Consider the following 26,530-nt stretch of genomic DNA (forward strand, 5'->3'; position numbering starts at 1 on the left):
CCCATTACCTCCCCTTCAAAGCCGGAATCGTTAAAACCAATCCGGGCGTTAAAATTCGCGGATTCGTGAGCTTATTTTCATCGGCAATAATGCGCCATAAAGCCGAATCTCCATACTCCTCATAGGCAATCCGACTCAACGTTTCTCCCCGTCGGACAATCCGCACCGGATCATCAATTAAATTCGCTTCTTTCTTGCGTTTTTCCGAATCCGCCCACTCTCGGAATGTACAGTTTAATAAAGCACGGACTGGCGTTCCATCTTCCAAAAAATGGGTCAAAGTTTTACTCACTCGTTCTAAAAAACCATCCGGGAGCAAAATACTATCATTTCCCCCAATAGTCCCCCAAATCAACTTACAGCGCGGCGGTCGTTTTTCGCTGTTGCCAATTTTGGGATGGGTGAGGTTAAAAATTTTCTTAGTGTGTTTCTGGACATTCTCCGGGGGCGAACCGCTTAGGGTAGTATCAAAGAATAAGTTAATAGTCAAAGTGGCTAACTCATTGGCAGCCACCGGATAACCGTCCCCAACTCTCCAGCCCGTTTTATCAATTTGCAGTTGATTGGGATTAAAGAGAACCTCGATTTCTTCCGCAAAATCCCCTTCTTGATCTTTTTCCGCTTTAATTTTTAATTTTTCTAGAGCCATTTTCGTTTACCTCGACGTTCACTTTCAACAACTAATCTTTTGAGTATTTTTCGCTCTACTTTGGTCACTAAAGCCTCCAGATCCACCTCGCTTAAACCTTGCCCTTCACCTTCCCGTCGAGGGACTGGGGAAACAGTCTGTAGGGCATTAAAAACACTGTTTTTGGGGGCTTCCTGACTCACGACCGATGCTTTAGGGGCAGCGACATCCGCGCTGGATTGAGTGGGTACAAGAGGGGTCAGTGGGGTAGGTTCAAGGGGGGTAACGAGAGGATTGGGGTAGGTGAGCGGGGGTTGGGAGTTCGGGGCGGAGGGACTATCTCTGCCCAGTTGTGGGGTTCGCCGGGTACCTCGGAAGGTGAAAGGAACGGTACTGTTGGGATAAGACAAAATCAGGGGTTTAACGGGTAGTGGAGGCGGTTCTAGGGTGGCCTCAATGATGGGTAGGGTGGGTTGCTGGACTGGAGCGGAAACTGGCTCCGAAGTCTCAGGAGAGGAGGGAGTTGGGGAAGTCACAAAGGACTGGGAGTGAGGACGAGAGGGCTGGGGGGGGTGTGACTGGGTGACAGGGGTGTTAGCGTTGTATCTCCCAAGGGTGGGGTTTTCCCGCTCAAGAATCGGGGGGTCTGAGGGGGGGGTGAGGGGATGAATGTTGGCGTAGCCTTCCAAAGGAATCGGCAGGACGGGCGACCTTGAGGGATCTAAATCTCTGGGGGGAGGGGTTGCTGTTTTGGGGGGCAATGACTCGCGTTCGTCGCGTCCCACTGGGATGGGTTGAGAAGGGACTACAACATTCTGGGGGATAGGACTTGCATCTCTCCGGGTTGGAAGGGGTGCTAGGGGTTGAGCTTGAACCACTGGCACGGAATCCCAGACCACTGGGGCTGAGGATGAGCGGTCGAGTTCAAGGGGTGGATAGAGAGGGTTAGGGGCAACATCCATCACCGGGACTGGGGGGGTGATGTTGGGGGTTGAGAGGTCGTACCGAGCCTGAATAATGGTGTTTTCTGGGGAGCGAAGGGTTAGGGGTTGGAGGGGGACAGGGTTTCCCCCGGGTGTTGCCTCAAGCGGTTCTATCGGAGTGGGTGAGGGGTCTATAACCTGTTCTCTCTGAGTGGGTGCTATAACCTGTTCTCTCTGAGTGGGTGAGGGGCTTACAAGCGGCTCGATTTGGGAGGGCGAGGGGGCTACAGATGAGGGAGTTGGGGAAACCCGGGGGGTTTCAAGAGTCCCCTGTGAGGGGGGGGCAACGGGTTGACTCTCTAGCGGTTGGGGCAAGACGGTAGAGGGTGGGTGGGCTGCCGTGAAGTCTGTGTCGCGGTTGGGATGAACCGAGAGAATGGGTTGTTGGGGTTCTAAGTGCGTTTGGGGGAGGGTTCTAGGGTGAGGTGGGGTGGGGAGATTCGCGGACTCGGTTGGGGGCAATTCTGCACTAAGGAGCGGGGGAATGGTTCGCTCTGGATTGGGATCGGGTTTGGCCTGAATGATTCCCTCACCGCCAAGGGGGGTTAGGGGAGTTAGGGCTTGGGGGATGGGCCCGACGGAAGGTAGGGCAGGGGTGGCAACCTCTGGGTCAGTGGGGGAGAGGGCTGGCTCAGAATGGGGGCTGGTTAGGGCGGGAGAAAAGGAGTCAAGGGGGTTCTGTTCCCGTGGGGAGGGAAGGTCAGGGGATGGGGTAGGGGTGGGTTGTACCACAAGGGGGGCCAGGGTTGCCGTCTCGGAGGGCTGTGTTGGGGGTGGAGTTGGGGGAGTCAGGGGTTGGGGAATTGCCGTCTGAGGGGGCGTGGCTGTCTTGTCTCCCTCGGAACGCATTGGTTGACGGGCTTGTTGGCGGGCTTGTTTACGGGCTTGTTTACGGGCTTTCCGGTTAGTGGGGGGGGCGGGATGGTGAACCTCTCTCCCTCTGCTCTCAGGGGGCTGTTGCGCTTGAATGAGTCCCTCACCTTGAAGATGGGGGTTTACTGGTTCTAAGATGGGCTGGGTTCGCGGGGCTGGTTCTGGGGTAATGGGGGGTTGCACTGGGGATTGAGCCTCAGTGCTGTGGGCTGGGGTGGGGGGGATGAGGGGATGATCTGCGCTGGGTGCTTCTCTCTTGGTGGGGACTTCTAAGGGGCGCTGGTCGGGGGTTTTAAGGGGTTCGGTTTCGAGAACCTCTGGGTCTGAATTTTCGACATAGACAATAGGAACTTGCTCTGGGTCTAGTTCTACTACTGTTGACCAACGACTCAATTGTTGATCGAGTAAGGGTAAACGATCTAGGAAATACTGCGATCGCGCAATCAAATGTTCCGCCATCCGATGATTGGTTACACCCGGACGCTGTAACGGTCGATTCAAACGTTGTACCAGTTTAGGATCAAAATACATAGGCCCCCAGCCAAAACATTAACCCGTCTGATTAAAAACTCGCAAAAACTAGGCTTTATACACGCCCCGATGAACCAATTCCAAGCGCTCAAATGCAACCTCTGTTCCATTCGATGCGTTCAGTTGTGGCCCTTCCCACGCTACCGGATAAGCCTTCTTAAAATTCCACGCTAAGACCTTCGATTGTTGGCTATCTTTCAAGATAATTGTCCCGTTTTGTAGGCGGATCTTTCCCCGTGTAACATCCTCGTACCATTTCCAAAGATCATCCCGTTCGGTCAAACCTCGCACCAACACTAAGTTAGGATAATCCATCTGTTTTGGGAAGCGATGCACACGATGATTAACACCGCCCTCTACATAAGTCTCAAGTTCTAGCTTGCCACTTAATCCAATGACCTCTGAGAATCCCCCTACTGTTAAACCTTCAATTTCTACGGTGAAATTAAAAGCCATATAGGGATCACGATTTTTCTCTTTCCCTCCTTTCTGCTTAGATTTTGCCATTCCTTTTCCTCCTTCAACCAATGAGGATTATTTTAAACAACGGGTTACTATTTTGTTGGGTTTCGCTCACGCTACACCCAACCTACAGAGCATTTAAAGATGCTGTTTCTTGGTGTTTTGTTGGGTTTCGCTCACGCTACACCCAACCTACAGAGCATTTAAAGATGCTGTTTCTTGGTGTTTTGTTGGGTTTCGCTCACGCTACACCCAACCTACAGAGCATTTAAAGATGCTGTTTCTTGGTGTTTTGTTGGGTTTCGCTAACGCTACACCCAACCTACAACGGGTTACTACAAATCAAAAGCTAGGCTCGACTATTATGGGATTGTCGATTAATTTGTTGATTCATTTCAGACAATTGTGCAACCCATTGCTGACGCTCCCAATGTTCCATATTCATGACATTTTCATAGGACCAATGGAAATGATAAGAAAGGTAGGCTACCTCCTCAAGTAAGCGCTTGTGGGGGTAGCACATCACTCCCCCACAGGAGATGTTTCTACCTCAAACTCACCACTACAATGGGGACAAGTCACCCGAAAGCGAGTGTTCCCATTTTGGTTAATGCGTTGATAAAAGTCCTGAAGATAGGCAAAATCTCCAGAAAATAACTCCTCAATAATTTTTGTATTGAGTTGGTCAATTGTACCCAGCCTCGTGATAACCCGTGCTAACAGAATAATCACGAGATAGCCTGAATTCCTCTGCACTCTTGGATCGCGAAGGGGTATAATTTCATCGGCGGCTTTAGAGAGTCGCATCACTCCTTCTCGATGTAAGCAGCCCTCAGCATCAATATAGCCGTGGGGTAAGGTAAAAGGAAATTCAGTTTGGTGCATTTTTGACTCCATTAACCAAGAGTGAATTAATTACCCGTGAATTAATCAACAGTGATCCCTTCATGAACCAATTCTAGGGACTCAATCGCTACTTCACTCCCTGTTGCATTAAATTCAGGCCCATTCCAATTAGTCGGCCAGCAATTTTCTAAATTCCAGCGAATTTGTTCCTTGCCTTTATCATCAGCCAAAATAATAGAAACATTACGACGTTCTGTTTCTCCACTTAACAGTTTTTCGTGCCATTCCCACAATTCAGCATTGTCTGTAAACCCTCGTTTCAGACTAATATTGCCGAAACTATTCAAGCCCGGAATCTGTCGCTGTGCTAAATTTTTATCAGTTCCTTCACGATACAAACTCGCTGTCCTTGTTCCGGTTAAACCACTACATTCACGGAATCCAGCATGAACAATGCCATCCCATTCAACCCAAAAGTTATAACCATTATAAGGATCGTGAGTGTCTTTAATATTCGGCATAGAATTTGCTCTCCTTTCGTTCAAACAAGGGAAGTGTTAACCATTTTTTAGGCAAAGCTGACACCACCATTACCATGAATCAGAGAAATGACAATAAACTCTGCGGGTGTGTTGGGGGATAAACCGATTTCGACTAAAACTTGACCTGCATTCCGAATATCGGGCGGGTTGGTTTCTTCATCACACTTGACATAAAACGCCTCTTCTGGTTCGTTGCCTTGGAGAGCGCCTTGCTCCCACAGAGATTCACAGTAAACTGTTAATTCTCGGGTGACGCGAGTCCAGAGTGTTGTGTCGTTGGGTTCAAAAATAATTCCCCCTAAGTTATATTCAGCCCAGCGCAAAAGGGTAATCATCAGTCGTCGGACATTGACATACTGCCAACCCGGAATTTGGCTTAGACTTCTGGCCCCCCAAACCCGAATCCCGCGATTTCTAAAACTCCGAATGCAGTTCACCCCAGGGCCATAGTCTAGATTGAGATATTGCCAATCCTGATCTCTAAATAAAAGACTCAGGTCTAATACACCATTCAACACATAGTTAGCGGGGGCGCGATGGACTCCACTCTCTCGATCATTCTGGGCATAAATCCCCGCAATATGTCCACAAGGGGGAATATAATGGGCAACGGTTTCAACTTGAATCCAAGGTGCATAAATCGCGCCATTGTTGCCGATTAATTGCTGTCGCTGTTGATTGATCTCTTCAAGATTAGTGGTATTAATACTATCTAGAATGGCGAAACGATCACCCATTCGATCACAATGTTCCAGGACGAGGGATTGTAGATGAATGATTTCGGTGCCCGAAGGGGTCTGCATCAGGTCTGGGATACAGATTAGATCAATGGTTGTGAGGGATTCCAGTATTTCTAACCCGTGACCTAATGTGGCGGTGTTTAAGGAAAATAATGGCTCTTGTTCTGACTCTTGGGGTAAGAGCAGAACATAACATAAACGGCCACCATTTTCAAAGAAACCTCGCAGGGCTTGAGTTAAATAAGAACTCAGGGGAAATTCTGCAAACTGTTGCAAAAATTCAGGCCAAAGGGTTAGTTTTTTGGGGCTGGCTAAATAGTCAAGTTGTTGTTGATCTAGCCTTCCGTGGGAATCACTTTGCGCTTGAGTCCCTCCAACAAACACCGGAACACCTGTCATTAACCCCTCTCTGGGAGTGGGGGCAATGTCTTGAAGGATGACACCGGGGGCGGTGAGTGTTGGGGCAGGGAGTTTAAAGCGGCTCACGGGACAATTTTGATCTAATTTAGGGTGGGCGATTAAGGGGTTAAGCCTTTAATGTTTTGTCTCGATTCCAGTTAGCTAAATTTTAGCTTGGGGCATCGGTGGTTTAAAGAGAAACCCGCTTAAACGTTACGCTGAAAGGCTATTATTGATCTTCGTTTACTAACTGGGTGATGCGGAAGATCACAAATTCGGCGGGTTCAATGACGGCTACGCCAATTTCGGTGACGACTTGACCGAGTTTCCGAACGTCAATGGGGTTGGTTTCGGCATCACATTTGACAAAGAAGGCTTCTTGAGGACTGGTGCCAAATAGGGCTCCTTTGCGCCATTCATTGGTTAAAAAGGCGGAAATGTTGCGCCGAATTCGCGCCCAAAGTTCGGGGGTGTTGGGTTCAAAAACGGTCCACTGGGTTCCTTGATCAATGGATTCGCGGATATAGTTGAAGTGCCTCCGAATGTTGATGTATTTAAAGTCGGGATTGTCTTGGCCGGAACCTAGGGTGCGTGCGCCCCAGATCCGGATGTTGCCGTTCATATTTCGGATGCAGTTGATCCCCACTTGGTTCAGGGGTTCTTGTTTAATTTTGCTGATTTCTTGCTTTAAGCCAATGGCACCGAGCAGGGGTTCATTAGCGGGTGCTTTGTGTACTCCGCGCTGATTGTCAACTCGGGCGTAGACTCCTGCGACATAGCCACTGGGGGGAATATATTTGGGCTGGTTGAGGATGGGATCAAAGACTTCAATCCAAGGGAAGTACAGGGCGGCATAATCGGAGTTACCGAGAATTTTGGGGGTGCCGGGTTTGAGTTGATCGATGGGAATGTCTTCTTCTGCATCGAGGATGGCGAAGCGATCGCCTAATGAACGACAATGAATATCCAACTTGGCTAGGATTGCCTTGGATGTTACACCCGGAGCGGCGACAATGGCAATTTCATCAATGGCTTCAAAGACATCTAAAGCGGCATCCATTTGTTTTTCGGCGGGTATCCAAAGGACAAAACACCGAGTCCCACCGTTGCGAAAGAATCCATAAACGGCATGGGTTAGGATACTGTGTCCGGGATGGGCGGAAAAGTCGCCAAAGTATTTTTTATATTCACTAAAGTTTGTACAAAGTTTGACTTCTCCGGCCGGGACGGATTCAGATGACACCACAGAATCATCTCCGGTTTTTTGATCCTGAAGGACGACGGAATAGGTGTCATTACTGGGGAGAAAGTCTCCTTTTTTCGCCAGTTTCTTTTTCGCCGCGCTTTTGTCTTTTTTAGACGTAGAGGTTGAGTCCCCAGCCGCGGCCTCTTCGGCGGATTCTGATTCGCTTCCGGTGAGGGTTTCGGTCAGGGCAATCACACCGATAAATCCGGCGGTACTGGTTCCTACTCCCGCAATGGGAGCGAGTCCTGATGGAACTTCTTCAACATAAACACCGGGGGATAAATAAGTAGGCATTCTCCTTATTCCTTGGTTTGAAAATGATTGTAAGCGGTTGAATTAATTATCTTTGAGCATGGAGTTGAAAGTTCAGTTTTTTGATTTCTCCTGTTTGAATGGGAATGTTTTGGGTTTGGCTGATATAACCTTGAGCGGATACGGTAACGGTAGTTAAGGGATCTTGTGGCTCAAAGGCACTCAGGCAATAGTTCCAGTTTCCGAGATCATAATCTTCGATGGTTTGGGATCTAATGGTTCTGGAACTGATGGCTTTAGAACCATTGGCTTTAAACCCATTGGCTTTAAAACTGATGGTTTCAAATCTGAGGGTCGGGTCTTCACTCTGGTTAATTTTAACCGTCGCAAGGTCGATCATTTCTTGATTTTCTGCGTCTATGATCTGACCTACAAGGGTTGTCGGTTTTATCCATAGGTTTAGATCCAGTTTATCAGAAAATCGGCTATTTTTTGAGGGTTGATTGTTTTTTAGTGGGTCTTCAATTTCTACGGTCAAGGATGCGGTGCTATAGCGTAATTTTGCTCTAGGAAGAGAGGCTTCAAGCTGATAACAACCGGGGGGTAAATCGGTGAAGTAAAACCAACCATCGGGGGCGGTTTTTGTCCGATCTGGGATGGCGTGAGAGGATGGGTTTTTGTGTTTCTGATCTAGGTGATCAAAAAGCTGTTGAAGGATTTGGAATTTCTCTCCTAGGGTGAGGTTGGGGTCTGTGAGGGATTGGGGAAAGGAGGGGTTAGACCATCCGGGGCGGGCGAGAGGTCGGGGTAAGCCATACAAGCGGATTTTCAAGATCAGCCTCTGAATAAAGGCATCGGGGGCTTGAACTATTTTGACGGTGGCTTGGGCGATCGCATTTCCTGTGACCTCATTGTTGACCTGTCCAGCGAGGGCAATCCGATGACGACGTTTTAAGGGAATCATAGGCGGTTAAGACAGACGGGAGAGGCGGGGTTGATTTTCCAAGACTAAAGGCCATTCTCCCGTATCCTGCTCAATGGGAATGGCGATGGTTGCCATACAGTGTAATGACAGTTTCGGGCGGCCTCCTAGGGCTTGCCAAAACTCTCCCGGACTCTGTAAATACCCCGGTTGCAGGGCTTTCAACAGTACGGGATAGTCTTGATTCCCTAAGCTACCTTGGAGCAGTTCTGGGGGCAAAACTGGATGGTGTAGGAGCAGTTTCAGGATCTGACTGAGAAGGTGATGTTCTTCTTGAGGATCATCGCCATTAACCCAGACGGTGATTAAATAAGAACAATTAATGCGGGCGGGAGGCTGAATTTTAATCGCCGTCCCGTTTGCTTTGCGCTCCATTGCCCAGTCTCCACGGCGGAGTTCCAAGTTTTCTCGCACATCATAGAGAAACAAATTAATGGCGGGTTTTTGTTGAATTTCCCCTTCTAAGGGCGTGACAAAACTAATCGAAACCTGGGTTTCTGATTGATTTTGCAGTTCTGGCAAGCCGTAGAGTAAAAATCGCTTCAGGCTGCTATCTAAATCCTCCAGCATGAGTTTTTACTCCTCTGAGGTTGGGGGCTTCAGTAAGGGAACTTCGAGGTCATGGCTGCCGATTTCTCGGAAGTAGATTCGATCCTCAAAATCATTCTTGGCCTCTTGCTGTAAGCTGAGATCGACTTTAATGGTAATCAGTTGGGTGGTGCGATCGCCCGGTTGACTGTTCGGTAGGGCTTTAGCGATTAAATCCGCAGAAATGCAGGCCGCGATATAGCGGTTATACGATCTACTGTTCCAATGGCGGGCAAAGGGGTTGTCATAGCTGGCGAGGAACCGTTCAATGGGGACATATTCGTTGCCAATTTTGATCGAAAGGCCTGTATGGAGGCACCCATTCCATTCGGCGTTGTGTTCGATCACATACAGCAGTTTATCGCGACCCGATGGAACAACCGGAACCCTGATGTCATAGGTTCGGAGATTATCAAAACAAAATAAGATATCATCGTTCCAGCTATCAGAGTTCCAATCCACTGGATCGCCTTGATTGACCCGATCAGCCGAATGATAGCCAAATCCCGATTGAGCCGCATGACCCCAAGGGTTTTGACTAAAAGCGACCCCAGAAAGCAGCATCCACGCTCCGGTCTCTCCTTTGTGAACTAACTTCACTTGACCCGATTGACCAATGGGGATGGGCAACCATTGATGATAGGGTCGGCTTGAATCGCCTAAAGACCCGTCTGGACAGTATTGATTCCCTTGTCTGTAGCCTGCGGTCCAGTTGCCTAAGTCTCGGAAGGTCTTGCCATCGGAGGAAAACTGGGCATTGACAATGTGCCATTCACGAGAATTAGCAATCCGAATCCAAACGGTATCATAACCGGGGGGAAGGTTTAAAATAGCCCCGCCTTTGTCTTCTTTCCCTACGCCATATCGAATGCCCTTACGCCCCCAATAGGAACCTTTTGCGGCATAGGTCTTGTTATCGTAGGAGCTAACGGGTAAGTCATCAGATTTGGCGATCGCGCCTGCTTTCTCGGCCTCGAAAATATCCTGGTAGATGATCGGATTATTCGGATACATTCGATGGCGCATAGGGTTACTTAACTCCAAATGCACCGCACGAATGACCCCATTCACATCTAAGGCCGCGCTGGGGTTTGTCACCCCAACCCCCACATTGCCACTGTCTCGCATCACAATGAGACGGGATTGATCCAGATTATCCTGGGTAGAGATTAACTCAATCCAAGCGGTGGGGTCATTGGCGGGGCCGCCTTCGGTTTTCCAGCCAATGGTTTTCCCGTCTTTGGTGGTGAGACGGACTGAAGATTGTTCTTCTGTGGGGGCGTTTAAACTGGCCAGACGATCATTGATCCGCCGATTGATATGTTCTTTAACGGCTTTTTCTGAGGGAATCACATCAATCCGGTCTTCATCTAAGGCGATACTTTGGGAGATCGCGGCGAGGAGGGAATGACTTAACTGTAAGGCTCCCGAAATGGTGAGATTGCCTTGAATGCTCAAGCCATTACTATCAGCGCGAAGCCCCATTGCGTCCCCAGGACTGGGTAATCGCACTCCTGAATATTGCCGGACGCTTGAATCAATGGTGACTTGTCCCTCTTCTAGGCTGACTTTGGCCAGAGTAATGGTTTGCAGATCCTTTGATTCAATGGCTTCTAAGGTCAGCAGGGGCGTTTCTTCAAAGCGGGTGAAACTATCGGGAATTTCGGGCTGTTGTAGGACTTTGGGTTCTTGGTGATAACGTAGACATAGCCACCCTAAGCCGTTAATTTTCCGGGTGACGGCTTGGGGCAGAATAACTAGATTCCCTTCTCCATCAATGGCGCTCCCAGCTTTGATGATGACTTCCGGTTGACCTGCGATCGCCTCTACCTCTAGTCCTTCCACAATCCCGGCTAAGTGCAACCGACTATTGATATAGCGCAGGCGATCGCTCAAATAGCGATGAGCTAATTCAAAGTCTTCGTCTAGCAAATATTGTCCCGGAAAATAATTAGGACGTTGTAATACAAAGTTAACCCAATCCCATTGTGTTGACATAAGATACTCAACTTCATGAAATGAAATGTATGCAGGGCATAACGACCCAGCAAAGCGCACTGTTCGGACAACAGCAAACCCAATAGACCCATGTTTGCAAAGGGTAGCTGAGAAGAAAAACCCTATACTGTGTTAGGGAGAATACTTCCTAAACCCAATATTCTCGAAGAACAATCAATACTCTCTCATGAAAGAACTTTGAGAGGGTACTTATGATGAAAACCCTTTAGGCACGACCCTTTTAGTTGAGTCAATTAACCTTGGAATCCCGACAGCGAAAAGAACCCCCTGACCCAAACAAAACCGCATAGGCACAAGCGGCAAGCCTGTTTCCATCAAGTCTCCAGTAATATTTTGAGGTACGTCGGCATCACACAGTAAACTACATTGTGCTGTAGATTACTACCTTCAAAAAGACCTGACGCGATTCAACGGGTCAAATCAGATATTTCGGAGAATACCATTAAACTTCAATAACTTTTGACCTTTTGTTTTATTTCTTAATCTTTTTTATTCTCCCTAAAAAGGTTAATAGAACTAAATTAGCCGTAGGACAGAAGAGATATAATTACCCATTAGAAATTGATAGTTTATTATTCAAAACTTAAAATTGATGCTTCATTTTATAAAGATTGCCGGGAAAACTCGATCCCCTGGTGGGTGGGGCAGTTGGCTTGAATGTCATCAGAACAACCACGCCAGAAGCGACAGCTTTTGTCTTTCGGGCTTGCTGAATAAGCCCGAAAGTCGGGACTCAGGGAATTCAAAATTCTGGCCTTTTGCCTCTTGCCTCGTGCCTATTCCCTAGGATTCAGGAACGCTGGCGACGGGATGAATTGCGACTGAGGCCAAAAATGCGTTAATCTTAACGTGGCAAATGCCTTTTGACAGACCTTTTCAGGTGTGGTCTGAAGAATCTGCGTGGCCTCAGCCCGCAGATTGTCAACATAAGCCAGATTCTTTAAGCCAGATTTTTTGGTGTTAGGTCGTTCAAAACTTTGGTTGGTCGTTATTTAACTCTTATGACTGACGTTCCCGTATCCCGGATTCGCAATTTTTCGATTATTGCCCATATCGATCATGGTAAATCAACCTTGGCCGACCGTCTCCTACAGGCGACTGGCACCGTTGAAGATCGCAAGATGAAACAGCAGTTCCTCGACAACATGGAGTTAGAACGGGAACGGGGGATTACCATTAAATTACAGGCTGCTCGGATGGTGTATAAAGACCAAGCGGGAGAGGAATATGTCCTCAACTTGATTGACACTCCCGGCCATGTAGACTTTTCCTATGAGGTGTCCCGCTCTCTGGTGGCCTGTGAGGGGGCGCTCTTGGTGGTGGATGCCTCCCAAGGGGTAGAAGCCCAAACCTTGGCTAATGTCTATCTCGCCCTTGAACAGAATTTAGAAATTATCCCGGTTTTGAATAAAATCGACCTGCCGGGGGCTGAACCAGAACGGGTGATCCAAGAAATTGAGGAAGTGGTGGGCTTAGATTGTAGTCAAGCCATTTTAGCTTCTGCCAAGGAAGGGATCGGGGTTCCCGACATTTTAGAATCCATTGTGCATCTGGTTCCCCCGCCCCGAGATACGGTAACAGAACCCTTGCGGGCGTTGATTTTCGATAGTTATTATGATGCCTACCGGGGGGTGATTGTTTATTTTCGGGTGATGGATGGGAGGGTGAAAAAAGGCGATCGCGTTCGTCTCATGGCCTCGGGTAAAGAGTACCAAATTGATGAACTTGGCGTACTCTCCCCCCACCAAATCGAAGTAGACGAACTGCACGCCGGAGAAGTCGGTTATTTCGCCGCCGCCATCAAAGCCGTAGAAGATGCCCGAGTGGGGGATACTATCACCCTCGCCAACAGTCCGGCACCCGAACCCTTACCCGGTTACACCGAAGCCAAACCCATGGTCTTCTGTGGCCTGTTCCCCACGGACTCAGATCAATATGAGGATCTGCGGGAAGCCCTCGAAAAGCTGAAACTCAGCGATGCCGCCCTCTCCTACGAACCGGAAACCTCCACCGCCATGGGGTTTGGCTTCCGTTGCGGCTTTTTAGGCTTGCTCCACATGGAAATTGTCCAAGAGCGCCTAGAGCGGGAATATGATCTTGAACTGATTACAACAGCCCCCTCGGTGATCTATCGCGTAACCACCACCGCCGGAGAAGTCTTTGAGATTGACAATCCTAGTCAGTTACCCCCAGCCACCAACCGGGAGAAAATCGAGGAGCCCTATGTGGCCGTGGAAATTATCACCCCAGAGGACTATGTAGGAACCCTGATGGACTTGTGCCAAACACGGCGGGGGGTATTCAAGGATATGCGCTACTTCGCCCAAAATCGCACCACGTTGGTTTATGATTTGCCCTTAGCGGAAGTGGTAACGGACTTTTTTGATCAACTCAAATCCCGTTCTCGTGGTTATGCCAGTATGGAGTACCACTTTATTGGCTATCGAGAGGATGCCCTCGTCAAGTTGGATATTTTGGTCAACGGGGATCAGGTGGACTCCCTCGCTATGATTGTCCATCGGGATAAAGCCTACAGTGTAGGGCGGGCTTTAGTAGAAAAACTGAAAGAATTAATCCCCCGTCATCAGTTTAAGATTCCCCTACAGGCTTCCATCGGCACCCGCATTATTGCCAGTGAACATATTCCGGCCTTGCGGAAAGATGTGTTAGCCAAGTGTTATGGCGGGGATATTAGCCGTAAGAAAAAACTGTTACAGAAACAAGCCAAAGGGAAAAAGCGGATGAAATCCATCGGCACCGTAGATGTTCCCCAAGAGGCGTTTATGGCGGTTTTACGCTTGGAATAGAGCGCATTAATTGACAATTAACCGGGGTTTCCTCAAGGGGTTTGTGGGTCAACAATATCCTGAGAGTAACTCCGGTTTTTCAGTTAGGATGAAACGGGAACTTAAGGATGAAAATTCAGGTTAAAAATTTAGGCGTTCTCAAACAAGCGGAGTTTTCCCTAGGAGAGATTACCATTATTTGCGGAGGGAATAACACGGGAAAAAGTTATGCAACTTACGCACTGTATGGCTTTTTATCATCGTGGAAATATCTGGTTAAAGAACTGAATACTTTGATTATGTTAAGTCAAGATAAACCTTATTTAAAAGACATTGCCAAGCAGGAAGGATATAGTTTAGATGAACTTTTATCTGTTGATCAAGTGAAAGCCTATATTGCAGAACAGGGTTTAATTTCAGTAGAAGGGAAAAGTCGTCGGAGTCGTTGTCAAACGTTAATCCCAGCGAAAATAACACCAGAATTTGGCGTAGAGATCACAAGTTTTGATACGGCTATTGCTGAAATGAATCGGATTCAAGAGGCTATTGTTTGGGGTGGTGAGTAGTGTATGAGTCACAAGATTTACACATTTTAGATCAGATGATTGCAGAGGAGGGAAGAGCTAGAATTATTACCGACAATTCTAAATCTAAAGCGGATTAGCAGTTTAATAGTCAACTCAAGAATTCAGATAAAAGAACAAAAAGAACGGGGTTTAGGGATAGGCGCTCAAATCCCTGTTCTACCCCGCTCCAGCATAGACGGGGCTAGTAAGCTCCCGTTTTTTCTTGTATCAAAACTTGTGCGCGTGCAGTACCTCCATCACGTCACAGAGATAGGCGATACCGGAATAATCGTTGAAAAACCGCGCTGCGACTTCATCGGAAATCTTCAGGGCCATATCCCGATTGGCAGTGAGTACCTCGATTTTTATATTCGAGTTGGTGTCGGAAACGGTGGGTTGTCCCGAGGAGCGCACGTTGCGACTCCCTTTCCCGCCAGTTTCAATCACTGTGTACCCGGTAGCCCCGGCTTCGTCGATGATTTTGACGATCTTTTTCAGCAATAACTTTTCTGTGACAATGACGAGCTTGCTGGCTTGCTGGGTCATGTAGGTTACCTCTTGATCTGTTCTGTTGTAAAAAACTCAAGACAATTCTCTATGGTTCTGTCTTGAGCCATGTATTTAAGTGTATACCAAAGATCGGCGAATTCATGACCCTCTCTGGGGCAGGATTGATTCAGATTAATGGAAGGATTTTATAAAAAACACTTATCCTTTTGGGGCTATAACCCCTATCTACCCGAAGGAATAGACCAAATCTTGCGATCGCCATTGGCATTGACCAAAGCTATAGAGGTCTTGACTGAATATAAATAAAACTTATTACTTAAATTGGAAATTACTTAGTCGATCGAGGGGATTGCTTGCTAATTTGTGCAGATTTCACGATAGACTTAAGCGCATAGAAATTCTGGTATCGATAGAAATTAGTCTATGGAACGTGGTGTGGGACAGCAACCCCTGATCTTCCAGCACACGATGCACCAGGATAGAGAGGCCGTTCACAGGTGACTCATCCGGATGCGTTAAGCCAGCTACCTAGGATTCGATGCCGCGTTTGCCTACCGTCCTGACCCCTAAAATCTCATTAAGGAGGAATTACAAAGTGGATTTCTTATCCAGTTTCTTAGTGCGCTTCTTAGCGCAGTTGCAGTCCCCGACACTCGGCTTTCTGATTGGTGGGATGGTTATTGCTGCCGTTAATAGCCGACTGGCCATTCCAGATGCAATCTATAAGTTTGTCGTCTTCATGCTACTGATTAAAGTTGGCCTGAGTGGCGGTATTGCGATCCGCGGATCCAATCTAACGGAGATGTTGTTGCCCGCCCTGTTTGCCGTGGCAACAGGGATCGTGATCGTGTTCATTGGGCGCTACACTTTAGCCAAGCTGCCCAACGTCAAAGTGGTGGATGCTATTGCTACTGCGGGCTTGTTTGGTGCTGTAAGTGGCTCGACTATGGCCGCCGCCCTGACACTACTCGAAGAGCAAGGCATCGAATACGAGGCCTGGGCGGCCGCCCTCTATCCCTTCATGGATATCCCGGCACTGGTGACGGCGATTGTCTTGGCGAGTGTTTATGTCAGCAAACAGAAGCAGCGCCTTGCAGCAGAGGAGTCTTTCAGTAAGCAGGAGTCTCTCAGCAGGCAGCCTGTGGCCGCAGGGGATTATTCCAGTCAGTCGGGATCCGGGTATCCGACTACTAAGCAGGAGTATTTCGGCCAAGAGCGTGATAACGCACCGAAGCGGGTTGAGATTTGGCCGATTGTACAGGAAAGCCTCCAAGGTTCTGCTCTATCGGCACTGTTGCTCGGTCTTGCTTTGGGGCTGCTCACCCGGCCTGAAAGTGTTTTTGAAAGCTTCTATGAGCCTCTCTTTCGCGGTCTGCTTTCGATCTTGATGCTGGTTATGGGTATGGAGGCCACGGCAAGGCTGAATGAGTTGCGTAAGGTGGCTCAGTGGTACGCTGTATATGCCTTGGTCGCGCCTTTGCTCCACGGGTTCATTGCCTTTGGTTTCGGGATGATTGCCCACTATGCTACGGGCTTTAGCTTGGGTGGGGTCGTGATCTTGGCTGTCATCGCTGCCTCTAGTTCGGACATCTCGGGGCCTCCCACGTTACGAGCGGGTATTCCCTCGGCTAATCCTTCCGCTTATATCGGTGCTTCTACGGCCGTTGGTACGCCAGTTGCGATCGCCTTGGCCATACCACTCTTCATCGGACTCGCCCAGGCACTGATGGGCAATTGATTCCAGACGGGTCGGGGTCTATGGGTGATCCCCTGGCCTATTCTGGATTCCCGAAACCCACTCGATACGCTCACAAAAAATGAATCGGGGCAAGGTTAACCTTGCCCCGACTGTGATAGAAGAGATGCACTGAATTAAGACGATTAACGAGCGCTGACCACAAAATCAGAATTTAAGGTGAGGTTCAGGTTCGTATCCGGTTTAACGACTAACACATCTACACTGTTCCGACCGAGGAAGCTTTGAATTAAGGTGGTTAAAGCGCCTACACCCGTTCCGATTAAGACCTCTTCTGTGGCAATGGCGCGATCGCCTGTTACCGCAGAGATAGCGGCCGCGGCAGCGGTCCCTAAAGCCGCATTCCTTACTACATTCCAGGCATTCGTTCCCTGACGGATGGTTTCTTTTTCCGTGATGATGTTGGATTGTGCGTCTAGGGTGCGGGTTTGCCCGTTGGGGAACACAATTTGCTCGGCGACAAAGCGAGTCCCACTTCCGGCCGGAACCAGCTTCCCTCTGACTTGGCTATTGACGGGAATCAATAACTGTCCTTCACGACTTAAAACATTGGTCGTAGTGCTAAAGGTGACAGGTAAGGTTTCATTGGCCATTAACAAAATTTTCTCTTGTTGGTAAGACACCGGAAGATTAGTCCCCGCCGGAATGCGATAATCCACAGCTACCGGAGTGGGTGAAACAATATAGCTGGAACTGATTGCTGGGGCGGTGCCTTGGCTGACTAGGGCTTGATACAAGAAGGCGGCTACTTCGGCGCGGGTGGCATTGCGTCGGGGGTTTAAGCTGCTTAAAGAGGGGTGGTTGACGACCATCCGCCGTTCAGTGGCGGCCGCAATGGGAGAACGGGCAAAGTTGGAAATGTTGACCTGATCGTTGTAGAAACCCAACACTTGATCCACCGAATTGGAGGCGCTGTAGTTTAACCCGTTGGCTAAGGAAACTAACACTTGTTCCCGAGGGATATTTTGTTCCGGTTGGAAGATGTTGCCGGGATATCCGGCTAAAAAGCCTGTTTCGTAGGCGCGACTGATGGCAGAAGCGGCCCAGTGAGTATTGGGAACATCAACGAATCTGGGGGCGTTGCGCACTCTGTTGTTATTGAATGCCGCTTGTAACATGGAGGAAAATTGAGCGCGAGTCACAGGTGCATCGGGGCGGAAGGTGCCATCAGGGAAACCTGCAATTACACCTCGACTGACTAAGGCTTCAATAAAGTTAGCGGCCCAATAGTTGGAGGGAACGTCTCGGAAGCTGCTGTTAAAGTTTTGGGCGATCGCGGGTTGGGCGGAAAGCATGGGTGCGGCAATCGGTGCGATCGCTCCAGCATTCATTCCGAGGGCAAGAACAACGGCAGTAGTGGCTTTCAAGCGTTTGAGGTTCAACATAATCACAGTCTCCCTTTAATGTTGATTGGCTGAGTTATTTGACTTGAGAAAGAGTGAGAAGTTCCAAAAAGAAATTAGGCTATTATTTTAGGAACTTTTTGTTTAAAAACAGGTCAATTTCGCCGTCTTTAGCGGTTTTAATTGCGCTGCTTTGTTCCCTAAGACGGTGATAGATGCAAATATGTTGCCAAGGCAGAAAGAATTTTTGGCTTGGGGTAGAACGTTATATATAGGGCTTGCTGAAAAGCCGGGGAATAGCCGGGTGTAGCGGTGATTCACAGCAACTCCCTCCAGAAGGGCGATCGCTGATGCCCAACACAAAACCTATCTTCCCTATTTAAGGTGTCGGGGAGAGCCAACCTCAACATTGACCCTGACTTTGAAAAAACTGTGCTTGGAAAGGAAGGCTAAAGGTAGATCGATAGGGGTTTTTGTGACTTATGATGGCATTACAAACTTTACCCTTTAGGTACTGTATAGCAATAGTAGGAACTTTATTAAATTTTTCATAAAGCTAAGTATAGAAGATCACATTATTGCCCATTTAGTCCCTTGACACTATACCACCCCTTCCCATAAATTGAGATAATAGCAAATAGGAGAGTCCCAACAGAATTCATTGTATCCCAACGGTTGCGAACCAGAGGAATTATGCCACCACTCAAAACCCTTTTTTACGTCTTCGCTTTAACCAGTGGCTTATGGCATTGCTTAAATTTTGTTGAATTAATAATTAAAGTTACTTAAATAAACTGTGGAAAATACTCATTTCTGAAGTCCTGTATATTTGATAAACTTAAGTGTTGATTCCCTCGGAAGATTGAAAATTAGATTGAAAACTTCTGAGTATCTCTGCCGTTTATTCTGAAAAATCATGGTTTTGCAACAACAAATTCTAGAAATGTTTCCTTCTTTTAAAGCCGTGTGTTCTGAAAATTATCACCCACCATTTTATCACCATCCTGATCCGGAGTCAACAGAATTAACTGTAGATTCAAGATTAGAAGAACTATCCTTAGATTTTATTCAAGTGGACTGGTCTTGTATTACTTGGGAAGTGGCTAAAAATCTAGAGAATAATCGTACTAGGGCAGGAATTATTTTAACTGAAAATCAACAATTTCAAGGCATGATTTCCCGTCGTCGGTTTTGGGAACAGATGAGTCGTCCTTATAGTTTAGACTTATTTGCACAGCGTCCCATTCAGTTCCTTTATCCTTTTGTTGAAACAGATCTGTTAGTATTAAATAGTAAAACAACCATTGTAGAAGCCACTCAATTAGCTCTTAAACGTTCGGCAGAGTTAGTTTATGAACCTCTAGTCGTTTTCACCGATCAGGGCAAGTATGGAATTTTAGACACCCATCATTTATTAATGGCTCATGCTCACATTCATATTCTCACCACAAAACTTTTACAGCAATCCTCTCAGCAGTTAGAAGCCGTTAATCTCGAACTAAAACGTTTAGCCTCGTTAGATGGTTTAACTGAAATTGCTAATCGTCGTCATTTTAACGACTATTTATGCCAAGTTTGGCAACAAGCCTATCAAGTTAAATCCCCTTTGTCTCTGGTTTTAATTGATGTGGATTACTTCAAACGTTACAATGATGCCTATGGTCATTTAGCAGGAGATGATTGTTTACGTCAGGTGGCTAAGACCTTAAAAAAAGTCGAGCGCAATTCTTATAATTTAGTCGCTCGTTATGGGGGTGAAGAGTTTGCTGTTATTTTGCCTAATTCCACCCCAGAACAAGCCCGTGAAATTACTTCAGTAATTCAACGGAGTATGAATGACTTGGCCATCCCTCATGTTCGTTCTAAAGTGAGTCCTATTGTTACGCTGTCTATGGGGGTGGCGACTTGTATTCCCAGTTGGGAAAAATCACCACAGGATTTAGTTCAAGCGGCAGACGATGCACTGTACCAAGTGAAAAAAAGTGGCCGGAATGGCGTACTTTTTGCCGAGGAACTTGTTGCTTATTCTGAATCAGAGTCCAGTCGGGAGCAACCCTGAAATCAGGTCAATTTTCAGCCAGACAGTAGCCAGGCTGGGGACCAGTAGATTAAAAATTAAGTCCGTGGATTTATCTCCTAGGTTTAAGTGAGATAAAAATTGTATACATAATAGGTTAATTTTGAGTTAAGAAAATGTAATTTTTTGTTTAAAAAAACGCAGCTTTATCAGAACTTTATTTTAAAAAAAATTCTAGCTTTTGTGATTTATTAGAGACAAAATAGGGAAGAATAATAAAAGGCTGGGGGTACTATATCCCTAGTTTCTTTTGGGTCTATATCGTGTTGTAAGGATGTTGAACTTATGTTAACTTTAGCCATGACTCCTCACCTTTCTGTTCCCTCCACTCATTTTGATTTCAAAACTCTAACCCTGGATTCCACACTGTCTAAGTTGTTTCTTTACGATGCGGAAATTGAGGACACTCACCCAGTCGTTGAAGTGGCGGAATTATTTGATAATTACCCAATTTTGCCGGGGATTATTTTGAAACATCAAGGTAAGTTTGTAGGGATGGTTTCCCGACGACGGTTTTTAGAACGGATGAGTCGTCCCTATGCGCGGGAGTTATTTTTACAGCGTCCTATTCAGTCTTTATACGGATTTATTCAAACGGAGTTAGCCATTGTACCGCTAGAGACTGGTATTGTAAAAGCAGCTCAATTGTCTTTAAAACGTCCGGCAGAGTTATTATATGAACCTCTAGTGGTAGAGATAGGAGAAGATGACTATCGTTTGGTTGATATTCATCAGTTATTAGTGGCACAATCTCAAATTCATAAGTTAACCAGTCGTTTGTTAGATGAAAGTCATTATGCGCAACAGGTGCAAACGGAAAAGATGGTGAGTTTGGGGCGAATGGTGGCAGGTGTAGCCCATGAATTGCGCAATCCGATTAATTCGGTGAGTGGGAACATTGATTTTTTAATTAACTATTTTGATAACTTGTTGTGTTTATTAAATTGTTATCAAGAGGAGATGGGAATCAAGAGTGAACGGGTGAAGCAACTGGAGGAAGAGCTAGATTTAGAGTTTGTGCTGGAGGATATGCCACGCTTGTTAAAGAGTATGCAAATTGGCTCTGAACGTTTAACCCAAATTGTCAATAGTTTGCGCAATTTTGCCCGGATGGATGACCGGAAAAAGCAAATAATGGATGTTCATGAGTGCCTTGATGGGACATTGTTGATTTTAGATAATCGTTTGAAACAGGGGATTCGGGTGTTGAAAGATTATGATAAAATTCCGTTGCTGGATTGTTATTCAGGCCAGTTAAGTCAGGTGTTTATGAATTTGTTGGCGAATGCTATTGATGTGTTGATGGAGAAGAAAGAAAAACAAGCGGATGCAGAGTGGGAGCCTCAGATTGAGGTGGTGACGCGGTTGTTGAAGGGGGAACAGGGGCGACAAGGGGTGAGTGTTAAAATCATTGATAATGGTTCGGGGATTTCTGAGGAAAATCAGGCGAAATTATTCCAAACCTTCTTTACGACAAAACCCCTAGGGAAGGGAACGGGTTTTGGCTTGCCGATTAGCTATCAAATTGTGACGGAAAAGCACCAAGGAGAGTTAAAATTTAAGTCACAGGAGGGAGTGGGAACGGAGTTTGAGGTGATTTTGCCTTTGTCTTCCTCGGTTCCTAATCCTGAGTTGAATTAAAGGCAGGATTGTTATGGCGAAAAGTAAATCGGTGGCACATTTTGTGGCGGTGAGTGATACGTCTAAACCTCTGGCGGAACAGGAGGGAATTTTAGTCACCGTTGATGGCAGAGGGGGGGATACGGAAAAAAATCGAGCGAAGGCGTTGGAAGTGGTAACGCAGATGTGGGAAGTGGGGGAAATTGAGGAGGAAAAGTTTCCCAATGGGATTTCTCAGGAAAATATTTTTTTTGTTCCTCCCCAAAGTCCTCAATTACAAACGCCAGATGATTTAAAGCAGGAGGAGTTACCGCCAATTGTGCAGGGTGCGCAGGAAATTATTGAGTTGACGCGCTTACAGGTGGAGGTGCAGGAGGCGGCGGAGGATGTGGCTCCCTATACGCCGATTATTGAGGCGGTTTTAGAGCGTACTCGGCCGTTAACGGCGGAAGAGAAGGAGATGGCGAAGGAGCGAAAGTATGGCAAGGCGATTGAACGGGTGGGATATGCGATCGCCCAACAAGATGAATGTCGGGAACGTTCTACAGGCAACGGGAAGTTAATTCTCAATGCGATCGCTTGGCAACTGCAACAAAATTCCTCAACAGCACCCCCAGATAACCCAAAATAAGCTCGATTTTGTCTGTGTTCACAGAACCCTAGATGTCCTCTATTCATATTCCTCCGCAGCGATTTGCTTATCTAAGAATATATGAGTAAAATCGAAAAGTCAAGAAATAAGCTGTTCGTCCATTTTAGATTTGCCTGAACCGCTTGAGATTGAGTTAACTGGAGCAGAGTTAATAGAGCATTTAAAACAGAAAAAAATGTGGTTAAATCTTGAGGCTTTGACCTTCTTCTGGCCGCTCCGTTAGAGTCCGTCACTGGTACAATCAATCTCCCTTGACAGAAACTGTATTTAGTGGCAAGAGCTTACAAATTGTTGAAAAATCCACCATAACTAGGGAGAGGGTGTACACTTGGGAGAGTCAAGACAAAGAGTTGGTCGATTGAATTTAAGCAGTTCGATTGTTCGCAAAATAGCTAAACTCTTTGTGGAAATACTTACCCTTCAGCAGTTGAAAATGCAATTAGAACAAAGTTTATCTGGTGCGATTCCTCAAGGGAAGGCTTACGCCAACGCAACTCCCCTAGAAATCGAGGAGCGATTCCCCCATGGAAAGCCAACGCCAACGCCTGTTCCCCTAGCTGCTCACCATCCCAATATTCACGTGATTAAGCGGGATGGTTCAAGCGCGGCGTTGGATGTGGTGAAAATCCGCAAGGTCGTAGAATGGGCTTGTGAGGGGTTGGAGGTGAACCCCATCACCTTGGAAGCGGGGATGAAAACCCGGTTACGGAACGGGGTGACTACTCGTGAGATTCAGGATAATTTAATCAACTGTGCTTTAGAGTTATGTAGTCCTGAAAATCCCGACTGGCGCTATGTGGCCGGGAGGCTGCATATTTGGAGTTTGTGGAAGGATATTCTAGCGAGTCGGGGGTATCAGTACGGAGATTATGCCCGCACGGTGCAGATGAAGGTTTGTGAGAATTATTATGATCATCGGATTTTAACCTATAGTACCGAGGAGTTAGCTGAGGCTGGGTCTTGGATTAACCCGGATTGGGACACGGATTATGATTATGCGGGGGCGGTATTACTGACGAAACGTTACCTCTTACCCAACGAATTGCCTCAAGAAGCCCTGTTAACCTGTGCGTTGTTGTTAGCAGTCCCTGAAGCCCCGGATAAGCGGTTATTTTGGGCGAAACGGTTTTATGAAGCGATCGCACAACGGAAAATTTCCCTCGCTACCCCCATTCTGGCCAACCTTCGGATTCCCCACGGTTCCTTAAGTAGTTGCTTTATTGTCGCCATTGAAGACAATCTAGAGTCTATTTTCGGCGAAATTACCAACACCGCCCGCATTTCTAAAAATGGCGGGGGTGTGGGCGTGAATGTCTCCCGGATTCGATCCACAGGTAGCACCGTGATGGGGAAACCCAACGCCTCGGGGGGGGTGATTCCTTGGATTAAATTGTTGAATGATACGGCGATCGCCGTTAATCAGGGTAAACCCATCTGCCCCCTGGCGGCGTAAGTCGCCCGGAAAACTCCTCTAATTGCTGGAAACTCTTACTAAGACAATCAGCAGCCAAGGGAGTGCAGGAGGTCAAACCCTTGTATCTCTGCACTTCAAGGTTCAACGACCAGAGCGTGATGGCTCGTAGCTCCAAGCGGGGCGAAATGGGGAGCATCCTGTGTCTAGGATGGTGATATGGTCTGATCTATCAGGTAACTGGTAGCAGTGGCGAAAAGCAGCAATCGTCACGGGGTAGAAGTCGCGAATCTATCCGAACAAAATGGGACGAAGAGCGGGCGCTGTCACCGTTTCCCTTGATGTCTGGCATTTAGATGTTCCCGAATTCCTCGAAATGCAGACAGAAAACGGCGACCAACGGAGGAAAGCCTACGATATTTTCCCCCAACTGGTCATCCCAGACGAATTTATGCGCCGGGTGATCAATTGTGAGGATTGGGTTTTGGTGGACCCCTACGAAGTGCGAACCCAGCTAGGAATTGAACTCGCTCCCCTGTGGGGGGAAGGGTTTGAACTCGCCTATCGGCAAGTGGAAAACGCCCTAGATCAGGAGATTACCCTTTATAAACGGGTGAATGCGCGGGAACTGTTTAAAACCATTATGCGATCGCAAGTGGAAACAGGAATGCCCTACCTCGCCTTTAAAGACACCATCAACCAAGCCAACCCCAACAAACATGAGGGTTACATTCCCAGCGTGAACTTGTGTGTCGCGCCCGAAACCAAAATCCTGACTCGTCACGGTCAACTCCCCATCGCCGAATTAGAAGGACAGCATATTGATGTTTGGAACGGCGAAGAGTGGTCAAATGTTCTGATTCGCAAAACCGGTGAAAACCAAGAATTAGTCAAAGTCACCTTGAGCAACGGGGAAATCTTAGAATGCACCCCTCAACACCACTTTTGGGTTCAAAATAACTACCGACAGCGACCGGAACGGATCAGCGCCCAAGACCTACAACGGGGGGACAAGCTCATAAAATATGAACTCCCTGTGATTTCTTCAGAATTTGATGTTGATTTTCCCCATGCTTATACGGCTGGGTTTTTCACAGGTGACGGGAGTTACGGCGGAAACAATAATCAATTTCCTGAAATCGACCTCTACGGGGGTAAGCGTGATTTACTCCCTCACCTTGAAGTGCGCAATAAATTCAAAGGCAGTCGCTACTACAGCAAAGAGACGGAAGAAATCGCTGTATTGGATGACCCCAACTCAAACCGCATCGTTTGTAAACTCCCCTTAACTGTCCCCCCAAAATTCACCGTTCCCACCAATGGCTACACAGTTAAATCACGCATCGAGTGGTTAGCGGGACTGTTGGACAGTGACGGAACCGTTTCGCGCAATGGACTCAATGAAAGCCTGTCGATTTCATCGATCAATCTTGAGTTTTTGCGTGAAACTCGCTTAATGCTTCAGACCTTGGGCGTGGATTCCTTTATCAACGAAATGCAGTCATCTGGCGATCGCCTATTACCCGATGGCAAAGGTGGAGTCAAAGATTACTATTGCCAGACAGGTTATCGCTTGCTGATTAGCAGCGTAGGTCTAGCCAAATTAGCAGAACTCGGCCTAAAAACCCATCGCTTACAGTGGACGTATCGAAAGCCCCAGCGTGCCGCCTCTCGATTTATTCAAGTGGTAGCCGTCGAGCAAACAGGGCGGATTTCAGACACTTACTGCTTCACTGAACCCAAGCGTCACATGGGGATGTTTAACGGTATCCTGACCGGGCAATGTGTCGAGAGCTTTTCCAACGTCGTTCCCGGACAACTCGCCCACACCTGTAACCTCAACTCCCTGAATCTCGCTAACCTAGAACTCGACGAACTCCCCCTAGTGTGTGAAATCGCCGTTCGTCTCCTCGACAACACCATAGAAATCACCCACACCCCCTTTGAAGCCAGCGCCGCCCATAACCATCGTTACCGTACCATTGGCGTGGGGGCGATGGGACTCGCCGACTGGATCGCCAAACACCACCTCTCCTACAGCAACTTAAACGAAATTAACCACCTGTTCGAGGAAATTGGTTATCACTGTACCCAGGCCTCCATGAAACTCGCCCAAGAACGCGGCGCTTATACCGCCTTCCCCGGCAGTGATTGGAGTCAAGGAAAACTGATCGGCTCAAAACCCGTCGAGTGGTTCAAAGAAAACGCCCGACACCCCGAACGCTGGGAGGCTTTAGCCCAAGACATTCAAACCTACGGCATCCGGAATAGTCATATTACCGCGATCGCCCCCAACACCTCCTCCTCCCTCGTCCAAGGCTGCACTGCCAGCGTCCTCCCCACCTACAGTCGCTTCTTCTACGACAAATGGGCAAAAGGCACCGTCCCCATCGCCCCCCCCTTCATTCGGGATTGCTTCTGGTACTACCCCGAAAACAAAAACCTCGACCAGCGCACCGTCATCCGCGCCGTAGCCGCCATGCAGAACTGGATAGACACCGGAATCAGCATGGAACTCCTATTCAACCTCAACGCCGGAGTCTACTTCCCCGACGAACCCGAACGCTGCATCCAAGCCAAAGACATCTTTGAAGCCCTCATCCTCGCTTGGCAACAAGGATGTAAAGCCGTTTACTACATCCGCACCGTTCAAAAAGACACCTACAAAGACGGCGTTGAAGCGTGCAGCAGTTGCGCCAATTAAACCCCGTTGACTTT

20 protein-coding genes and 2 pseudogenes are annotated in these 26,530 nt (G+C 47.6%); 9 read left to right on the forward strand and 13 right to left on the reverse strand.

The window, feature by feature from the left end:
* Positions 1 to 4: 4 nt before the first annotated feature.
* The 11 genes from SPI9445_RS0105445 to SPI9445_RS0105495 form a co-directional block, all read right to left on the reverse strand.
* Positions 5 to 649, reverse strand: coding sequence for a CIS tube protein (locus tag SPI9445_RS0105445; protein ID WP_017303722.1), 645 nt, complete (start codon positions 647 to 649; stop codon positions 5 to 7).
* Positions 640 to 3,015 (reverse strand): hypothetical protein, encoded by a 2,376-nt coding sequence (locus SPI9445_RS0105450; RefSeq protein ID WP_017303723.1) that lies wholly within the window; start codon positions 3,013 to 3,015, stop codon positions 640 to 642. The genes SPI9445_RS0105445 and SPI9445_RS0105450 overlap by 10 nt, the downstream gene beginning before the upstream one ends.
* A 48-nt stretch (positions 3,016 to 3,063) precedes the next feature.
* Positions 3,064 to 3,522, reverse strand: a complete 459-nt coding sequence (locus SPI9445_RS0105455; RefSeq protein WP_017303724.1) for a phage tail protein — start codon at positions 3,520 to 3,522, stop codon at positions 3,064 to 3,066.
* Positions 3,523 to 3,826: 304 nt separating this feature from the next.
* Positions 3,827 to 4,000 carry a DUF6760 family protein gene (locus SPI9445_RS31945; RefSeq protein WP_017303725.1) on the reverse strand — a complete coding sequence of 58 codons (174 nt, stop codon included), beginning with the start codon at positions 3,998 to 4,000 and terminating at the stop codon, positions 3,827 to 3,829.
* A complete protein-coding gene (locus SPI9445_RS0105465) occupies positions 4,000 to 4,362 on the reverse strand; it encodes a hypothetical protein (protein WP_017303726.1) in 363 nt (120 codons plus the stop codon). The genes SPI9445_RS31945 and SPI9445_RS0105465 overlap by 1 nt, the downstream gene beginning before the upstream one ends.
* 41 nt (positions 4,363 to 4,403) lie before the next feature.
* Positions 4,404 to 4,844, reverse strand: coding sequence for a phage tail protein (locus SPI9445_RS0105470; RefSeq protein ID WP_017303727.1), 441 nt, complete (start codon positions 4,842 to 4,844; stop codon positions 4,404 to 4,406).
* A gap of 47 nt (positions 4,845 to 4,891) precedes the next feature.
* Positions 4,892 to 6,091, reverse strand: a complete 1,200-nt coding sequence (locus SPI9445_RS0105475; RefSeq protein WP_017303728.1) for a phage tail sheath family protein — start codon at positions 6,089 to 6,091, stop codon at positions 4,892 to 4,894.
* A gap of 142 nt (positions 6,092 to 6,233) precedes the next feature.
* Positions 6,234 to 7,544: a phage tail sheath family protein gene (locus SPI9445_RS0105480; RefSeq protein ID WP_017303729.1), complete on the reverse strand. Its 1,311-nt coding sequence runs from the start codon at positions 7,542 to 7,544 to the stop codon at positions 6,234 to 6,236.
* A 46-nt stretch (positions 7,545 to 7,590) separates the two neighbouring features.
* On the reverse strand, positions 7,591 to 8,466 hold the full coding sequence (locus SPI9445_RS0105485) for a carboxypeptidase-like regulatory domain-containing protein (protein ID WP_017303730.1): 876 nt from the start codon (positions 8,464 to 8,466) through the stop codon (positions 7,591 to 7,593).
* A gap of 6 nt (positions 8,467 to 8,472) precedes the next feature.
* On the reverse strand, positions 8,473 to 9,054 hold the full coding sequence (locus SPI9445_RS0105490; RefSeq protein WP_017303731.1) for a Pvc16 family protein: 582 nt from the start codon (positions 9,052 to 9,054) through the stop codon (positions 8,473 to 8,475).
* Positions 9,055 to 9,060: 6 nt separating this feature from the next.
* Complete coding sequence (locus tag SPI9445_RS0105495; RefSeq protein ID WP_017303732.1) at positions 9,061 to 11,070, reverse strand: hypothetical protein; 2,010 nt, start codon at positions 11,068 to 11,070, stop codon at positions 9,061 to 9,063.
* Positions 11,071 to 12,092: 1,022 nt separating this feature from the next.
* Between SPI9445_RS0105495 and lepA the strand changes: the two genes are divergently transcribed.
* Positions 12,093 to 13,898, forward strand: coding sequence for a translation elongation factor 4 (gene lepA, locus SPI9445_RS0105500; protein ID WP_017303733.1), 1,806 nt, complete (start codon positions 12,093 to 12,095; stop codon positions 13,896 to 13,898).
* 107 nt (positions 13,899 to 14,005) lie between these two features.
* Positions 14,006 to 14,443 carry an AAA family ATPase gene (locus tag SPI9445_RS24465; RefSeq protein ID WP_017303734.1) on the forward strand — a complete coding sequence of 146 codons (438 nt, stop codon included), beginning with the start codon at positions 14,006 to 14,008 and terminating at the stop codon, positions 14,441 to 14,443.
* A 228-nt stretch (positions 14,444 to 14,671) separates the two neighbouring features.
* Here SPI9445_RS24465 and SPI9445_RS0105510 read toward each other — a convergent pair whose 3' ends face one another.
* Positions 14,672 to 14,989 (reverse strand): P-II family nitrogen regulator, encoded by a 318-nt coding sequence (locus SPI9445_RS0105510; protein ID WP_017303735.1) that lies wholly within the window; start codon positions 14,987 to 14,989, stop codon positions 14,672 to 14,674.
* A gap of 138 nt (positions 14,990 to 15,127) precedes the next feature.
* On the opposite strand from SPI9445_RS0105510, the gene SPI9445_RS31585 reads away from it, so the two are divergent.
* Complete coding sequence (locus tag SPI9445_RS31585; protein ID WP_272943225.1) at positions 15,128 to 15,259, forward strand: hypothetical protein; 132 nt, start codon at positions 15,128 to 15,130, stop codon at positions 15,257 to 15,259.
* A gap of 289 nt (positions 15,260 to 15,548) precedes the next feature.
* Positions 15,549 to 16,691 carry a sodium-dependent bicarbonate transport family permease gene (locus SPI9445_RS0105515; protein ID WP_017303736.1) on the forward strand — a complete coding sequence of 381 codons (1,143 nt, stop codon included), beginning with the start codon at positions 15,549 to 15,551 and terminating at the stop codon, positions 16,689 to 16,691.
* A 143-nt stretch (positions 16,692 to 16,834) separates the two neighbouring features.
* Here SPI9445_RS0105515 and SPI9445_RS0105520 read toward each other — a convergent pair whose 3' ends face one another.
* Entirely contained in the window at positions 16,835 to 18,094 is a 1,260-nt protein-coding gene (locus SPI9445_RS0105520; protein WP_017303737.1) for an S-layer homology domain-containing protein, read from the reverse strand.
* A gap of 874 nt (positions 18,095 to 18,968) precedes the next feature.
* On the opposite strand from SPI9445_RS0105520, the gene SPI9445_RS24470 reads away from it, so the two are divergent.
* From SPI9445_RS24470 to SPI9445_RS28215, 5 genes and pseudogenes are all read left to right on the forward strand, one after another.
* Positions 18,969 to 20,111: a GGDEF domain-containing protein gene (locus tag SPI9445_RS24470; protein ID WP_017303738.1), complete on the forward strand. Its 1,143-nt coding sequence runs from the start codon at positions 18,969 to 18,971 to the stop codon at positions 20,109 to 20,111.
* Between the two features lie 303 nt (positions 20,112 to 20,414).
* On the forward strand, positions 20,415 to 21,770 hold the full coding sequence (locus SPI9445_RS0105530; RefSeq protein WP_017303739.1) for a sensor histidine kinase: 1,356 nt from the start codon (positions 20,415 to 20,417) through the stop codon (positions 21,768 to 21,770).
* 13 nt (positions 21,771 to 21,783) lie between these two features.
* Positions 21,784 to 22,380 carry a hypothetical protein gene (locus SPI9445_RS0105535; protein ID WP_017303740.1) on the forward strand — a complete coding sequence of 199 codons (597 nt, stop codon included), beginning with the start codon at positions 21,784 to 21,786 and terminating at the stop codon, positions 22,378 to 22,380.
* Between the two features lie 595 nt (positions 22,381 to 22,975).
* Positions 22,976 to 23,827 (forward strand): annotated as a pseudogene (locus SPI9445_RS24475) (ribonucleotide reductase N-terminal alpha domain-containing protein); the annotation flags it as partial.
* 283 nt (positions 23,828 to 24,110) lie between these two features.
* Positions 24,111 to 26,516 (forward strand): annotated as a pseudogene (locus SPI9445_RS28215) (LAGLIDADG family homing endonuclease); the annotation flags it as partial.
* Positions 26,517 to 26,530: the final 14 nt, after the last annotated feature.

This window comes from Spirulina subsalsa PCC 9445 (assembly GCF_000314005.1).
Classification (GTDB): Bacteria; Cyanobacteriota; Cyanobacteriia; order Cyanobacteriales; family Spirulinaceae; genus Spirulina_A; species Spirulina_A subsalsa.